The following is a 15,375-nucleotide window of genomic DNA, read 5'->3' as shown; positions in this document are numbered from 1 at the left end:
AAACCGCTACAAAAGCATGTTGCGGTGCAGCAACTTCTTCAGCGACGAGTAGGGTCTTCCCTCTGTTCGCCGCCTCACCGCTTGTCGAAATACGGAATGAAAACGCCGTTGGCGACCACGCCCACCTGCTTGACCCAGTCCAGCGAGAAGTGCTCGCCAAGGCGCTGCAGGTCACGGTTGAACAGGAAGGACACCTGCTCGATCTTCATGCCGTTGCGCCGCAATTCGTCCATGGAGCGTGCTGCTGCGGCAGCGCTGTTCGCCCAACCGCGCAGTTCGGCGGCTGCAGCGGCGGCCTTCAACGCATCGCGCGAAGGCGCCTCGAGGGCGCTCCAGGCCTTGTCGTTGACGAACACGAGGTTCTTGGGAAACCAGGCATTGATCTCGTAGAAGAAGCGCATGGATTGCCACACCCGGCTCTCCACGCCCGTGACGGCGGAGGTCATCATGCAGTCGATGCGGCCATCCGCCAGCGCCTTGTCGAGTTCGGTGGCCGGCACGTCGACGGGCATCGCCCCCATCAGCGTCGCGATGCGCGCGGTGGTGGCGTTGTAGGCACGCATCCGCATGCCGCGCAGGTCGCTCATCGCGCCGAGCGGCTTGGTCGAATACAGGCCCTGCGGCGGCCACGCCACGGCGTAGAGCACGCGCAGCCCGCGCTCGGCGAAGGCCTGTTCGATCAGGGGACGCTGGATACGCCAGAGCCGTTGCGCGTCGGCATAGCTGCTGGTGATGAACGGGACGGAATCGGCGCCGGCCAGCGGCACGTCGGCAGCAAGGCTGCTCATGATGGCTTCACCGGCCTCGATCTTGCCGTCCTGCACCGCCGCACGGATCGCGTTCAGCGCGAACAGCGAATTGCCGGCGTGAATCTCGATGCGCAGTTGCCCTGCAGTCGAGCGCTCGACCTCCTTCGCCATGGCCAGCAGGTTGGCCGTGTGGAAGTTTTCCGCCGGATAGCCGGTGGCCAGCCGCCACACCGTCGCCCCGGGAGCGGCAGATGCGGCGCAAGACAAGGCGCCCGCACCGCCCACCAGCAGTGCGAAGGTCCGGCGGGTGATGAGGGGCTGGCTCATGGCCTCAGCCGATGGTCGCGATGGCGGCGCCGGCCGCCACGTAGCCGCCCGCAGCGACCGAGAACGCGATGCGTCCGGCGCGATGCGCGAGCACCTGCATTTCCATCTTCATCGCCTCCATCACGGCAATGACACTGCCCGCTGCGACCTCGTCGCCGTCAGCGACCTTCCAGCCCTGCACCGTGCCGGAGACCGGCGCGGCCACTGCAGCGGCGTCCACCACTGCTGCCGCTTCAACCGGTGCAGCGCCCGTGCCGCCAGCGGCCGCCGACAGCCCGCTCAGCAGCACGGCAGGCAGGCCCAGCGACATCCGCCGCCCATCCACCTCGATCGACGTACGCAGCAGGGCTGCATCGGGCAACGGGTCCGGCCGCATAGCTGCGGCCTCGCCATTCGCAAAGTCGGTCTCGATCCAGCGCGTGTGCACCTTGAATGCATCGCCGGACACGAAGTCCGGGTGCGCCATCACGGCACGATGAAACGGCAGCACCGTGGGCAGGCCCTCGATGCGGAACTCCTTCAGCGCACGACGCGCCCGCGCAATGGCCTGCTCGCGCGTGGCGCCGGTGACGATGAGCTTGGCCATCAGCGAATCGAAGGTGCCCGGCACCTGCGAGCCGGCAGCCACACCGGCATCGACACGCACGCCTGGGCCCGAAGGCGCATCGAACACCTTGACCGGCCCGGGCGAAGGCATGAAGCCGCGCCCCACGTCCTCGGCGTTGATGCGGAACTCGAAGGCATGGCCGCGCGGCACCGGCGTCTGCCTGATCGACAAGGGCAGCCCCTCGGCAATGCGCAGCTGCTCGATCACGAGATCGATGCCCGTGGTTTCCTCGGTCACAGGGTGCTCCACCTGCAGCCGCGTGTTCACTTCGAGAAAAGAGATCGCACCGCTCGCGCTCAGCATGAACTCGACCGTGCCGGCGCCCGTGTAGCCGGCTTCCGCGCAGATGTCGCGCGCCGACTGGTGAATGCGTTCGCGCTGCTCGTCACTCAGGAAGGGCGCGGGCGCCTCTTCCACCAGCTTCTGGTTGCGCCGCTGCAGCGAGCAGTCGCGCGTGCCGAGCACCACAACGTTGCCGTGCGTGTCGGCCAGCACCTGCGCCTCGACGTGGCGCGGGCGGTCGAGGAACTGCTCGACATAGCACTCGCCGCGACCAAAGGCCGTTACCGCCTCGCGCACCGCCGATTCGTAGAGGCCTTCAACCTCGTCGAGCCGCCACGCCACCTTGATGCCGCGGCCACCGCCGCCGAACGCGGCCTTGATCGCGACCGGCAATCCGTGCTTCTCGGCGAAGGCAAGCACCTCGCCACCGTTCTTCACCGGATCGGCCGTGCCCGCGACCAGCGGCGCGCCGACCTTCATCGCGAGCTTGCGGGCCTGCACCTTGTCGCCCAGCATCGCGATCGCGGCCGGTGACGGGCCGACCCACGTGAGGCCGGCGTCGATGACGGCCTGCGCGAACGCCGCACTCTCCGAGAGAAAGCCGTAGCCCGGGTGCACCGCATCGGCGCCGCTGCGCGCGGCCACCGCCAGCAGCTTGCCGATGTTCAGGTAGGTGTCGGCGGGCTTGTTGCCATCCAGCCCGTAGGCCTCGTCGGCCATGCGAACGTGCAGCGCATTCAGGTCGGCGTCGGCGTACACCGCGACCGATTGCACGCCGTGGTCGGCACAGGCGCGTGCGATGCGCACGGCAATTTCGCCGCGGTTGGCGATCAGGAGTTTTTTCATCGGGAGGCTCTCACGGTGCAAAGGTTTCGACGAAGCCGGAAGGAGCGGCCATCGACTTGAAGCGGACGCGCGCATTCACGGGAATCTGCCCCGCGCGGTCGAGGTGGTGGGTGGCGACGGAGGCGATCACGGGATAGCCGCCGGTCAGCGGATGGTCGGCCAGGAACAGTACGGGCTGGCCGCTGGGCGGCACCTGGATCGAGCCGCGCGCCGTGCCCTCGCTGGGCAGCTCTGCGTGATTGGCGCGTGCCAGCGGCACCTCGCCCGCGAGCCGGATGCCGACGCGGTTCGATTGCGGCGTGACCACCCACGGCTGGCTGCACAGCAGTTCGACCGCATCGGGCGTGAACCAGTCGGTACGCGGGCCGAACACGATGTCGAGCACGACTTCTTCCTGCACGGTGGGCAGGTCCGCCGGCGGCGTTTCGGGCGCACCGACCACGGCGCCGGTGGCGACCGCGCGCACGGGCAGCACGTCGCCCGTGGCAATGGCTGGCGGGCCGACGCGGGCCAGCGTGTCGGTCGAGAGACTGCCCAGCACGGGCGCGATGTCGAAGCCGCCGCGCACGGCGATGTAGCTGCGGATGCCGGCCTGCGGCTCGCCGAGCGCAAGCACGTCGCCATCGGCCAGCGCGATGGGCTGGTAGCGCTGCAGCGGCCACTTCGCGCCATCGGCACGGGTCAGCGTGACAGGGCCGTCCGCACCCGTGATCGCCACCACCGCGTCGCCACGGCAAACCAGCTGGAAGCCGCCATAGGCAATCTCCACGCAGGCCATGTCCGATGCGTTGCCGACCAGCCGGTTGGCCGCCTGCAGCGAACGCTGGTCCATCGCGCCGGAGGCCGACACGCCCTGCCCGGCCTGGCCATGCCGGCCGCCGTCCTGCAGCAGTGCCTGCAGGCCCGCAGCGCGAATCTCGAAGGCGCAGCCGCCTTCCACGGCAGCGGGCTGCGAAGGCGCGGATGCCACGGCCACAGGCACAGCCTGCGGCAATCCGGTGACATCCACGAAGCGCACCGTGTCGCCCGGCTGCAGCAGCGCTGGCGTCTCGCGCGCCAGGTCCCACATCGGCGCATCGGTGATGCCGATGATCTGCCAGCCGCCAGGGCTGGCCTGCGGATAGACGCCGCTGAAGCTGCCCGCAAGGCCGACCGCGCCCGCCGGAATGCGCGTGCGCGGCACCGTGCGGCGCGGCACATTCAGGCTCGGGTGCCCGCCCGAGAGATAAGCAAAGCCCGGCGCGAAGCCGGTGAAGGCGACGGTGTAGTCGCTGCCGGTGTGGCGGCGAACCACCTCCTCGGGCGCGATGCCCAGCAGACCGGCCACCTCGGCCAGGTCTTCACCGTCGTAGCGCACGGGAATCTCGATGCGCTTGTCGATGCGCGTCTCGCGCGCGTCGAGGCTGCGCCCGCCGACCTGCCGCACGAGTTCGTCGGCCGTGATGGCGGCCGGGCGGAAAGTGATCAGTAGCGTGCGCGCCGCAGGCACCAGTTCTTCGATGCCCGCGATGGGTTCGGCGCGCAGCGAGGCCAGCAGCGCGAGGGTTTGCGGCAGGTCGTCGAGTTCGACCAGCACGGCGTTCAAATTGACCGGCAGGAAGCGCATCGTCATGCGGCTGAATCCACGAAGGAGCGGATCGTCACGCCTGCCTGTTCGAGCCGCGCGCGCACCTGCCGCGCCATCTCGACCGCGCCCGGGCTGTCGCCGTGCACGCAGACCGATTCGGCTTCGATGCGCACCGTGCTGCCGTCGATGGCCGTGACCGTGCCATCGGTGGCCAGCCGCAGCATGCGCGCGGCCACTTCGTCGGCGTCGTGCAGCACCGCGCCGGGTTCGCGGCGCGACACCAGCGTGCCCTGCGGCGTGTAGGCGCGGTCGGCAAAGGCTTCGGCCACGGCGCGCAGGCCTTCGCCGCGCGCCCAGCCCAGCAGCGGCGAGCCCGCCAGCGCCACCAGGCACAGGCCGGGGTCGATCTCGCGGATGGCGGCGATCACGTCGCGCGCCTGGCGCTCGTCGTGGGCGATGGTGTTGTAGAGCGCGCCATGCGGCTTCACGTAGCGCACGGTGGTGCCGGCGGCGGCGGCAAGGCCTTTGAGTGCGCCGATCTGGTAGATGACGTCGGCGCGCAAGTCGGCGCTGTCGACGTCCATGTTGCGGCGCCCGAAGCCCACGAGGTCGCGGTAGGACACGTGAGCGCCGACGGCAACGCCGCGCTCCTTCGCCTGGCGCAGCGTGCGCAGAATGCCGGCCGGGTCGCCCGCATGGAAGCCGCAGGCCACGTTGGCGCTGCTCACGAGAGAAAGCATGGCGGCGTCGTCGCCCATGCGCCAAACGCCAAGGCTCTCGCCGAGGTCGCTGTTCAAGTCGATGTTCATCGTTGGTCCCAGGGTCATCAATGCAGGCGGCCGGCGGTCTCGCGCACGTCGTCGCGCACGGTGAGCGCGGTGCGTATCGCCACGCGGAAGGCTTCGACCTGCGTGGCCAGTGCCATGCTGGCCACGCCCGGCTTGGAGGCCGCCTGCTCGGGCAGGTAGGGCACGTGGATGAATCCGCCGCGCGTGTGTGCGAGCGCCGGGCTCGTCGCGATGCGGTGCATCAGCGCATAGAAGATGTGGTTGCACACGAAGGTGCCGGCAGTGTTGGAAACCGCCGATGGAAGCCCTGCCGCGCGCATGTCGCGCACCATGGCCTTGATCGGCAGCGTCGAGAAGTAGGCCGCCGGCCCACCCGCGACCACTTCGGTGTCGATGGGCTGGTAGCCGGCGTTGTCGGGGATGCGTGCGTCGTCGACGTTCAGCGCGGCGCGCTCCAGCGAGATCTCGGTGCGCCCGCCTGCCGCGCCGATGCACAGCACCAGCCGTGGGGGCGGCCCCACCAGCGCTTCGTCGAGCGTGTCGATGGCGCGGCCGAACACGCAGGGCAGCTGCACCGCCTGCACCACGGTGCCTTCGCAGGCCCAGCCGTCGAGCGAGCGCGCGATTTCCCACGCGGGGTTGACGGGATCGTTCTCGAAAGGCTCGAAGCCCGCGAGCAGCACGCGGGGCGCCGCGCCATCGGTGGTCTTCGTCATGCTCGGCGCCTCAGCGGAACATCAGGAAGTACATCAGGAAGATGTTGACCACCAGCAGCGCGGCCGCGGTCGGTATCTGCACCTTGATCACCGCGTTCTTGTCGGGCAGCTCCAGCAGCGCCGCCGGCACGATGTTGAAGTTGGCCGCCATCGGCGTCATCAGCGTCCCGCAGTAGCCCGAGAACATGCCGATGGCCGCCATCACCGCCGGGTCGCCGTGGTACACGCCCACCAGCACCGGCACGCCGACGCCGCCCGTCATCACCGGGAAGGCCGCGAAGCCGTTGCCCATGATGATGGTGAACAGCGCCATGCCCAGCACATACACCGCAACGGCGACGAAGCGGATGTCCATGTTGATGTAGCTCGTGGTGATGTACGCCACGGCCTTGCCCACGCCCGCGTCGGAGAACACCAGGCCCAGCATGCCCAGCATCTGCGGCAGCACCACGGCCCAGCCCAGCGCGTCGGTCAGGCGGCGCGACTCGCGCATGCCCTGCACCGGCGTCTCGCGCGTCAGCCAGCAGGCCAGCGCCAGCGCCACCACGCAGCCCACGCCCAGGCTCACCAGCGTGGTGTTCTTGGGGTCGAGCAGGAAGGCGTCGCCGATCTTCACCTTGCTCATCAGCACGGTGCCGATCACCGTGACCAGCGGAATCGCCAGCGCCGGCATGAAGAGCTTGTTGCCCAGGCGCCTGGCGCTGGTTTCGTACTCGGCCGGCGTGGGCTCCTTGTGCTTGCCCGCGCCAACGCCGCGCAGGCCGGCAATAACAGCCATGCCGATGGCGCCCACGCCGACCCAGGCGGGCGGCAGCTTGTCGCCGACCAGGAAGACCAGCGAATAGAGCCCCCAGAACAGCGCGCTGGTGTAGCGCTTGGGGTGCTGGCGGTCGGCCAGCGTCATGACTGCCGTGATCGCGAGGATCAGGCCGACCAGGATGTAGAGGTGCTGGATCGCGAGAATCATGATCAGCGGCCTTCCTGCGTGGCCGGAACGGCGGGCGCATCGGACGCCGGTGCGCCGCCCAGTTCACGTGCCAGCGACTGGTCGAGCCGGCGCAGGCGCCAGGCGTGGATGATGAAGGCGGCAATCGCGGTCGGGATGCCCCACAGCGCGATGTGCAGCGGCTCGACGTCGATGCCGGCCTCGTGCAGGAAGGTGCTCATCAGCACGATGGCGCCGAAGGCCACGAAGATGTCTTCGCCGAAGAACAGGCCCACGTTGTCGGTGGCCGCTGCATAGGCGCGCAGCTTGTGGCGGATGCGGTCGGGCAGCTTGCCGTAGCGGGTTTCGGTGGCGCCTTCGGCCATGGGAGCGAGCAGCGGGCGAACCATCTGCGGGTGGCCGCCCAGGCTGGTGAGGCCAACTGCCGCCGTGAGTTCGCGCGCCGCGAGGTAGACGATCAGCAGGCGCCCGGCGGTGGCCGACTTGATGCGGCTGATCCAGTTCTGCGCGTGCTGGCGCAGGCCGTGGCGCTCGAGCAGCCCGATCACCGCCAGCGGCAGAAGAATGATCAGCGGCAGGTTGCGGGTCTTGATGAACCCTGTGCCGATGGCCGTGAGGATCGCCATCGGGCCGAAGCCCGCGGCGATCGCCGTGGCGATGGCCGTGACGATCACCACCAGCATCGGATTGAAGCGCAGGATGAAGCCCGCAATGATCACGGCGACGCCGATCAGCGGCCACAGATGAGGGATGTCAGGAGTCATGTTGGTCTTTCGGTTCTGGATTCGGAGACACCTTGCGCGGGAGCGCCGGCAAGCCGCTTCTTGCAAACTGCGTGCCAATGAATGAGCAATTCAAATCATCTGAATCACTCATTTCTCATAAATTGTTGAACAATTTGTGTGAGTGTGCCCAACAACAGTGCTTGATTAACCCCATGAAAACCCTGAGCGTGTCAACACTTGGTGCATCGGGCGGCGGCCGCGCGGGTGCCGTCCGGCGGGGAAAACCTGCTACAAACGCCCGGACTCCCCGCTCCTTCCACCCCCTTCCGGCATGACTCCACTGGCCTCCCCGACTTCACCTGCCTCGCCAGCCGCCGGCGCGCAGACGCTCAACGACAGGGTTGCGGAGCTCATCCGCCAGAAGATCGTGAAGGGCGAGTTCTCGCCGGGGCAGCGGCTGTCGGAGGCCGCGCTGGCCGACAGCTTCGAGATTTCGCGCAACACCCTGCGCGAGGTGTTCCGCACGCTGACCAAGGAAGGGCTGCTCAAGCACTCGCCGAACCGCGGCGTGTTCGTGGCGGTGCCGAGCATCGCGTCGATCATCGACATCTACCGGGTGCGCCGCCTCATCGAATGCCAGGCGCTGGCGCAGGCCTACCCGCGGCATCCGGCCAAGAAGCACATGCGCGAGGCGGTCGAGATGGCGCTGAAATGCCGCGACGCAGGCGACTGGCTGGGCGTGGGCACGGCCAACATGGAGTTCCACAAGGGCATCGTGGAGCTGGCCGACAGCGAGCGGCTGAACGTGCTGTTCGCGCACATCCTGGTCGAGCTTCGGCTGGCCTTCGGCCTGCTCAAGGACCCGGAGTTCCTGCACGCGCCCTACGTGGACATGAACACGAAGCTGCTCGAACTCATCGAGGCCGGCAAGTTCGCCGAGGGAGCGGTGGCGCTCAACGACTACCTCATTCACTCCGAGCGCATCGTGCTCGCGGTCTACGCGCGGCAGATGCCGGAAAGCGGCATCGACAACTAGGCAACCGCCAGTTCGAGCTTCATGCCTTCGTGCGTGGCCTCGAACCCCAGGCGCTCGCGCGCTGCGCCGAGCACGTCGTCGGCCAGCATGGCGGGGAGATCGACCTGCACGGCCTTACGTATCTTCAGAGGGGAATTCGTTGTCATGGCATTCGCCGCGGCTTTCTCGGGATGAGCTGAAATAATGGCAGCCCCTGCAACGCCCCGCCGACGGACCCGCCATGACCCTGTCTGCCTACCTGCTCTTCCTGCCGGCCTGCTTCGCCATCAACATGGCCTTCGGCCCCAACAACCTGCTGTCCGTGACCAACGGCGCAAAGCACGGCGTGTCGCCGGCGGTGATCGCGGCCAGCGGCCGGCTCGTGGCCTTCGCGATCATGATCGCCATCGCGGGGCTGGGCATGGGCGCGGTGCTGGTGGCGTCGGAGCTGGCCTTCGATGTCATCAAGTACATCGGTGCGGCGTATCTCGTGTGGATTGGCATCCGCCTGCTGCGCGCCCCGGCGCCGACGGCCGAGGTGCAGTCGCGCGACGCATCCGCGCCGCCCTCCATGCGCGCGCTGGCGCGGCAGGAGTTCACCGTGGCGGCGGGCAACCCGAAGGCCATCCTGGTGTTCACCGCTTTCTTTCCGCAGTTCGTGGTGCCGGGCGCCTACGCTTCCAGCTATGTGCTGCTGGGCGTGACCTTCCTGGTGTTCGAGCTGGTCGCGATCGCGCTCTACGCGATGCTCGGTGCGCGCATGCGCCGGCTGGCCGACGGCAGCCGCGCGATGCGCTGGTTCAACCGGGTGAGCGGCAGCATGATGGTCGGCTTCGGCCTCATCCTGGCCTTCACGCGCCGTCCTGCAGCCTGATCTTCCTCAGGCCTTCAGGTACTCGGCCTTGGTGCCGAGCCAGCGGTCGATGTGGCGCTGGGCCAGGTCGGGGTGCTTGCGGAGCATGACCGGCGCAAGTTCACGGGCCCAGTCGAGCAGCAGCGTGTCGGTCGTGAGGTCGGCAAAACGCAGCAACGGTGCGCCCGACTGCCGCGCGCCAAGGAACTCGCCGGGCCCTCGAATCTCCAGGTCGCGCCGCGCGATCTCGAAGCCGTCGCTGGTCTCGGCCATCGCCTTGAGCCGCGCACGCGCCGCCTCGCCGACGCGGCCGCTGTCGCCCGGCGCATAGAGCAGCACGCAGGCCGAGGCCGCCGCGCCGCGCCCCACGCGGCCGCGCAGCTGGTGCAGCTGCGAGAGGCCGAAGCGCTCGGCGTGCTCGATCACCATCAGCGAGGCATTCGGCACGTCGACGCCCACTTCAATCACGGTCGTGCTCACCAGCACCTGGATTTCGTTGGCGGTGAATGCCGCCATCACCGCCTGCTTCTCGGCCGTGGGCATGCGCGAGTGCAGCAGGCCGACCTGGATGGGCTCGCCCAGCGTCTCGGCCAGTTCGTCGCGCGTTTCGGTCGCGTTGCGCAGGTCAACCGCTTCGCTCTCCTCGATCAGCGGACACACCCAGTACACCTGCCGGCCCTGCGCGATCTGCGCATGGATGCGGTCGATGACTTCATCGCGCCGGTGGTCGGCCACCAGCTTGGTGACGATGGGCGTACGGCCGGGCGGAAGCTCGTCGAGCGTCGACACGTCGAGGTCGGCGTAGTAGCTCATCGCGAGTGTGCGGGGGATGGGCGTGGCGCTCATCATCAGCAGATGCGGCTCCAGATGCCCGCCGGCCTTGCCGCGCAAGGCCAGGCGCTGCGCCACGCCGAAGCGATGCTGCTCGTCGATGATGGCCAGCGCGAGATTCTTGAAGCGCACCTTCTCCGAGATGACCGCGTGGGTGCCGATGACCAGCGCCGCCTCGCCGCTTTCGACGGCGGCGGACATCCCATCGCGCTCCTTTTTCTTCTGGCTGCCCGTGAGCCACGCCACGCGCAGGCCGCGCTCGGCCAGCAACGGATCGAGCCAGCCGACGAGCTTGCCGAAATGCTGCGCCGCGAGGATTTCGGTGGGGGCCATCAGCGCGCACTGGAAACCCGCGTCGATGCAGCGCGCCGCCGCGAGCGCCGCCACCACGGTCTTGCCCGAGCCCACGTCGCCCTGCAGCAGGCGGTGCATCGGTATCTCGCGCCCCAGGTCGCGCGTGATCTCTTCGCCCACGCGCTGCTGCGCGCCGGTAAGGCCGAAGGGCAGCACCGCGAGCAGCTGCGCGTGCAGCGAGGTAGCGACCGGCTCGGCAGGCGCGGGCAGCACCGGCGCACGCTGCGCCGCGCGCTCCAGCCGGGCCTGCAGCTGCGACAGCTGCTGCGCGAGCAATTCTTCGGCCTTGATGCGCTGCCAGGCCGGATGGCTGTGGTCTTCGAGCGTGGCCATCGCCACGTCGGGCGTCGGGTAGTGCAGAAAGCTCAGCGAGGCGCGCAGGTCCCACGCACCGCGCAGGCCGATCTGCACGGGAATCGTCTCGTCGAGCACCGCGCGGGCAAGGCCCGAACGCACCTCGCGCCGCAGCACAGGCTGCGCCAGCCCGGCCACGGTCGAATACACCGGCGTGAGCGCATTCGGCAGCGCGGTGCCGGCCGCCTTCACGGTCGGATGCATCATCTGCCGCCCCACGAAACCGCCGCGCATCTCGCCCCGCACGCGCACCCGCGCGCCGATCGCCAGCTGCTTTTGCTGCGAGGGATAGAAGTTGAAGAAGCGCAGCTGGCACGTGTCGCTGCCGTCGTCGATGGTCGCCAGCAACTGGCGGCGCGGGCGGTACACCACCTCGCATTCAGTGACGACGCCTTCGATCTGCGCCATGTCGCCGTCACGCGTGTCGGCGAGCCGCACGATGCGCGTCTCGTCCTCGTAGCGCATCGGCAGGTAGAGCGCAAAGTCGATGTCGCGCACGAGGCCGAGCTTGCGCAGCGCGCGCTGCACGAGGCTCAGGCCCGAACCTGGTGCCGCCGGTGCCGCAGGCGCGGCTGCGGTCTTTTCGGGCGGTTCGGGCTTGGACGCGGCGGGCATGGGACAATTCTGCCCGGCTCCCGCCCTGTTTTTTCTTTTCCCCATGCCTCCTTGGCACGGGCCCGTCCGGCCCTCAAGCACCATGCGCGCCTTCACGCTCTCCGATTTCGATTTCGCATTGCCACCCGATCTGGTGGCGCAACACCCGGCCACCGAACGCACATCCTCCCGTCTGCTCGACGGCACAGGGCCCGCGCCGGTCGACCGTATCTTCAAGCACCTGCCTTCGTTGCTGCGCGCGGGCGACCTGCTGGTCTTCAACGACACGCGCGTGGTCAAGGCGCGCCTGTTCGGCGAGAAGCCGACCGGCGGCAAGCTCGAACTGCTGGTCGAGCGCGTGCTGCAGGGCCACGAGGTCGTGGCGCACATGAAGGTCAGCAAGAAGCCGCCTGTCGGCACCACGCTGGAGATGGTCGGCGGCTTTCGCGCCACGCTGCTCGGCCGCTGGCCCGATGAGCAGGGTGCGCTGTTCCGCTTCGGCTTCGAGAGCGACGCGGGCGAAGACCCGTACGCACTGATGGCCCGCTGCGGCCACGTGCCGCTGCCGCCCTACATCACGCATACAGATTCGGCCGACGACGAAAGCCGCTACCAGACCGTGTTCGCGCGCGTGCCCGGCGCGGTGGCAGCACCCACGGCCGCGCTGCATTTCGACGAAGGCCTGCTGGCCGAGCTCGAAGCGCGCGGCGTGCAGCGCGCCAACGTCACGCTGCACGTGGGCGCCGGCACCTTCCAGCCGGTGAAGACCGAGAACATCGCCGAACACACGATGCACGCCGAGCGCTACGAAGTACCCGAGGCCACGCAGCGCGCCATTGCCGAGTGCAAGGCGCGGGGCGGACGCATCGTCGCGGTCGGCACGACCACCGTGCGCACGCTCGAGTCGTGGGCCAAGAGCGGCGAGGCCACGGGCGACACACGCATCTTCATCACGCCGGGCTTCGCCTTCGAGCACGTCGACCTGCTGGTGACGAACTTTCATTTGCCCAAGAGCACGCTGATGATGCTGGTCTCGGCTTTCGCGGGCTATGAGCGCGTGATGGCGCTGTATGCCCACGCCATCGCCCATCAATACCGCTTCTTCAGCTACGGCGACGCCATGCTGCTCGCACGGACCAAGGACTGAATGACATGCTGAACTTCGAACTCCTCAAGACCGACCCCGACAGCCACGCGCGCCGCGCCACGCTCACGCTCAACCACGGCAAGGTGCAGACGCCGATCTTCATGCCCGTGGGCACGTACGGCACCGTCAAGGGCGTGATGCCGCGCAGCCTGGAAGAGATGGGCGCGCAGATCATCCTGGGCAACACCTTCCACTTGTGGATGCGCCCCGGCCTCGACGTGATGGCGAGCTTCGGCGGGCTGCATCAGTTCGAGAAGTGGGACAAGCCCATCCTTACCGACTCGGGCGGCTTCCAGGTGTGGTCGCTGGGCGCGATGCGCAAGATCAGCGAAGAGGGCGTGAAGTTCGCGTCGCCCGTCAACGGCGACAAGCTGTTCCTCACGCCCGAGGTCTCGATGCAGATCCAGACCATCCTCAACAGCGACATCGTGATGCAGTTCGACGAGTGCACGCCCTACGACACCAAGGGCCACATCACGACCGAGGCCGAGGCGCGCATCTCGATGGAGCTGAGCCTGCGCTGGGCCAAGCGCTGCCAGGGCGAGTTCGCGCGGCTCGAGAACCCGAACGCGCTGTTCGGCATCGTGCAGGGCGGCATGTTCGAGAACCTGCGCGAAGAGTCGCTGGCGGCGCTGGTCGACATGGACTTTCCTGGCTATGCCATCGGCGGCGTGAGCGTGGGCGAGCCCAAGGAAGAGATGCTGCACATCATGGGCCACACGCCGCACCGGCTGCCCGCGAACAAGCCGCGCTACCTGATGGGCGTGGGCACGCCGGAAGACCTGGTGCAGGGCGTGGCCGACGGCGTCGACATGTTCGACTGCGTGATGCCCACGCGCAATGCGCGCAACGGCACGCTCTTCACCCGCTTCGGCGACCTGAAGATGCGCAACGCGCGCCACAAGAGCGACCCGCAGCCGATCGACCCGAGCTGCACATGCCACGCCTGCGCGGGCACCTCGGGCGTGAGCTGGAACGACGGCGGGCGCGAGGGCTTCAGCCGCGCCTACCTGCATCACCTGGACCGCTGCGGCGAGATGCTGGGGCCGATGCTCACGACCATCCACAACCTGCACTATTACCTGAACCTGATGAGCGAGATTCGCGAGGCGCTGGACGCGGGCACGTTCACGGAGTTTCGCGCGCGCTTCAAGTCGGAGCGCGCAAGAGGCGTCTGACGCCCGGGGCCGCCGGCCGCTACTTCAAGGGCTGGATCGGCAGCGGCGTCGCATAGGGCTCGATGCGCAGCAGCTCGTTCTTGAAGACGACGATCTGCTTGAGCGGCGCCTGCACCAGCGCACCACTTGCGTCCTTGTGCGAGGCGTACTGCCAGAGCGTGAGCTGGCCCTTCGCCGCGAGCTGCGCGGCCAGCCGCTCCACGGCGGGGTTGGAACCCGCGCCGAGCTGCGCCGCATCGACGCCCACGACGACCTCGTCGCGCGGCGAGACCACCTTGAAGAGCTGCACGGGCGCTGCCGGCGCCTGGGCGCGAACTGAGCGCACCGCCAGGGCGGCAGGGAGAAGCGAGAGCGCAAGGAGGGCGCGGCGGGGAAAGGTCTTCGTCATGCGGGCAAGCGTAGTCACACAGGCCCGCGCTGCCCATTCGCCGTAAGCCATACGCCGGCCGGCGGCCCCGCGCCCGGCAGGGGCACATGCATCCGGTACGCTTGCCGCCTCTCCTCACCGCTGTTGCTGCATTCACATGACCAACGCATCACAACTTTCGCCCTACACCGCCCGCTATCCCTCGCTGGCCGGGCGCACCGTGTTCATCTCCGGCGGCGCCAGCGGCATCGGCGAATCGCTGGTGCGGGCCTTTCACGCGCAGGGCGCGAAGGTCGGTTTCTGCGACCTCGATGCGGCTGCCGGCAATGCGCTCGCAGCCCAGCTGCAAGGCGAGCACCCGGCGCTGTTCGTACCGTGCGACGTGACCGATACAGTCGCGCTCGCCGCCGCCATCGACGCAGTGCGCCAGCGCTTCGGCCCGATCGCCGTGCTGCTGAACAACGCGGCCAACGACCGCCGCCACGAGATGGCCGACGTGACCAGCGATGACTTCGACCGCCTCGTGGCCGTCAACTTCAAGCACCAGTTCTTCGCGGCGCAGGCTGTGGCCGACGACATGCGCGCGCTGGGCGGCGGCTCGATCGTCAACTTCGGCTCCATCAGCTGGATGATCAAGGGCAAGGGTTATCCGGTGTACCAGGCCTGCAAGGCGGCGGCGCGCGGCCTCACGCGCTCGCTGGCGCGCGACCTGGGCAAGCAGAGCATTCGCGTGAATTCGATCGTGCCGGGCTGGGTGATGACAGAGCGGCAGATCAAGCTGTGGGTCAAGCCCGAATCGGGCGCGGAGATCGATGCGGCGCAATGCCTGCCGGGCCGCGTGATGGCTGAGGACATTGCGGCGATGGCGCTGTTCCTGGCGGCGGACGATTCGCGCATGTGCACAGCGCAGGACTATGTGGTCGATGCAGGCTGGACCTGAAGCCTTTCTTCGCCTTCTCCACCAAGCAAAAAGCCCGGCATGCCGGGCTTTTTTGTTTGCACTGACCCGTCCTGACCTGGGTTGACACCTTTTCCCTCAGAAAAGGCGAGTCAATGGAATCAGGCATCAAACGCACGCAGCGGGACTACACGCTGGCTTTTAAGCTGTCGGTGGTCGATCAGGTAGAAA

The 15,375-nt window shown here is 68.3% G+C and carries 15 protein-coding genes; 5 read left to right on the top strand and 10 right to left on the bottom strand.

Annotation, left to right across the window (positions count from 1 at the left end; translation table 11 throughout):
• Positions 1-74 precede the first annotated feature (74 nt).
• From ACZYSP_RS27460 to ACZYSP_RS27430, 7 genes are read right to left on the bottom strand one after another with little or no spacing between them, the layout of a single operon-like run.
• Positions 75-1,076 carry a TRAP transporter substrate-binding protein gene (locus ACZYSP_RS27460; RefSeq protein ID WP_489017750.1) on the bottom strand — a complete coding sequence of 334 codons (1,002 nt, stop codon included), beginning with the start codon at positions 1,074-1,076 and terminating at the stop codon, positions 75-77.
• Between the two features lie 4 nt (positions 1,077-1,080).
• A complete protein-coding gene (locus ACZYSP_RS27455; RefSeq protein ID WP_489017748.1) occupies positions 1,081-2,811 on the bottom strand; it encodes an acetyl/propionyl/methylcrotonyl-CoA carboxylase subunit alpha in 1,731 nt (576 codons plus the stop codon).
• A 10-nt stretch (positions 2,812-2,821) separates the two neighbouring features.
• Positions 2,822-4,417, bottom strand: coding sequence for a 5-oxoprolinase subunit B/C family protein (locus tag ACZYSP_RS27450; protein WP_489017857.1), 1,596 nt, complete (start codon positions 4,415-4,417; stop codon positions 2,822-2,824).
• A 2-nt stretch (positions 4,418-4,419) separates the two neighbouring features.
• Complete coding sequence (locus ACZYSP_RS27445) at positions 4,420-5,187, bottom strand: LamB/YcsF family protein (RefSeq protein ID WP_307614644.1); 768 nt, start codon at positions 5,185-5,187, stop codon at positions 4,420-4,422.
• 17 nt (positions 5,188-5,204) lie between these two features.
• Positions 5,205-5,882: a pyroglutamyl-peptidase I gene (gene pcp, locus ACZYSP_RS27440; protein WP_307614645.1), complete on the bottom strand. Its 678-nt coding sequence runs from the start codon at positions 5,880-5,882 to the stop codon at positions 5,205-5,207.
• Positions 5,883-5,892: 10 nt separating this feature from the next.
• Entirely contained in the window at positions 5,893-6,849 is a 957-nt protein-coding gene (locus tag ACZYSP_RS27435; protein ID WP_489017745.1) for a DUF979 domain-containing protein, read from the bottom strand.
• Positions 6,850-6,851: 2 nt separating this feature from the next.
• Positions 6,852-7,592 (bottom strand): DUF969 domain-containing protein, encoded by a 741-nt coding sequence (locus tag ACZYSP_RS27430; RefSeq protein WP_093055460.1) that lies wholly within the window; start codon positions 7,590-7,592, stop codon positions 6,852-6,854.
• A 292-nt stretch (positions 7,593-7,884) separates the two neighbouring features.
• Between ACZYSP_RS27430 and ACZYSP_RS27425 the strand changes: the two genes are divergently transcribed.
• Positions 7,885-8,589 (top strand): GntR family transcriptional regulator, encoded by a 705-nt coding sequence (locus ACZYSP_RS27425; RefSeq protein WP_489017742.1) that lies wholly within the window; start codon positions 7,885-7,887, stop codon positions 8,587-8,589.
• On the opposite strand, the gene ACZYSP_RS27420 is transcribed toward ACZYSP_RS27425, so the two are convergent.
• The gene (locus ACZYSP_RS27420) at positions 8,586-8,735 is read right to left on the bottom strand and encodes a hypothetical protein (RefSeq protein ID WP_489017740.1); all 150 of its coding nucleotides are present in this window, start codon (positions 8,733-8,735) and stop codon (positions 8,586-8,588) included. The two genes, ACZYSP_RS27425 and ACZYSP_RS27420, sit on opposite strands and share 4 nt — an antisense overlap.
• A 74-nt stretch (positions 8,736-8,809) precedes the next feature.
• Here ACZYSP_RS27420 and ACZYSP_RS27415 point away from each other — a divergent pair, with 74 nt between their 5' ends.
• Entirely contained in the window at positions 8,810-9,442 is a 633-nt protein-coding gene (locus ACZYSP_RS27415; protein ID WP_489017738.1) for a LysE family translocator, read from the top strand.
• Positions 9,443-9,448: 6 nt separating this feature from the next.
• Here ACZYSP_RS27415 and recG read toward each other — a convergent pair whose 3' ends face one another.
• Entirely contained in the window at positions 9,449-11,575 is a 2,127-nt protein-coding gene (recG, locus tag ACZYSP_RS27410; protein WP_354336698.1) for an ATP-dependent DNA helicase RecG, read from the bottom strand.
• Positions 11,576-11,657: 82 nt separating this feature from the next.
• Between recG and queA the strand changes: the two genes are divergently transcribed.
• Both queA and tgt read left to right on the top strand, forming a co-directional pair.
• Positions 11,658-12,701: a tRNA preQ1(34) S-adenosylmethionine ribosyltransferase-isomerase QueA gene (gene queA, locus ACZYSP_RS27405; RefSeq protein ID WP_093076169.1), complete on the top strand. Its 1,044-nt coding sequence runs from the start codon at positions 11,658-11,660 to the stop codon at positions 12,699-12,701.
• A gap of 5 nt (positions 12,702-12,706) precedes the next feature.
• Positions 12,707-13,879, top strand: a complete 1,173-nt coding sequence (gene tgt, locus ACZYSP_RS27400; RefSeq protein WP_489017735.1) for a tRNA guanosine(34) transglycosylase Tgt — start codon at positions 12,707-12,709, stop codon at positions 13,877-13,879.
• Positions 13,880-13,898: 19 nt separating this feature from the next.
• On the opposite strand, the gene ACZYSP_RS27395 is transcribed toward tgt, so the two are convergent.
• Positions 13,899-14,267: a hypothetical protein gene (locus tag ACZYSP_RS27395; RefSeq protein ID WP_256329066.1), complete on the bottom strand. Its 369-nt coding sequence runs from the start codon at positions 14,265-14,267 to the stop codon at positions 13,899-13,901.
• Positions 14,268-14,403: 136 nt separating this feature from the next.
• On the opposite strand from ACZYSP_RS27395, the gene ACZYSP_RS27390 reads away from it, so the two are divergent.
• Complete coding sequence (locus tag ACZYSP_RS27390) at positions 14,404-15,186, top strand: SDR family NAD(P)-dependent oxidoreductase (RefSeq protein WP_093055448.1); 783 nt, start codon at positions 14,404-14,406, stop codon at positions 15,184-15,186.
• Positions 15,187-15,375: the final 189 nt, after the last annotated feature.

Source organism: Variovorax sp. F042 (assembly GCF_057814215.1).
Note: the sequence above shows the minus strand (reverse complement) of the source record. Positions and strands in the feature narration are given on the sequence as shown.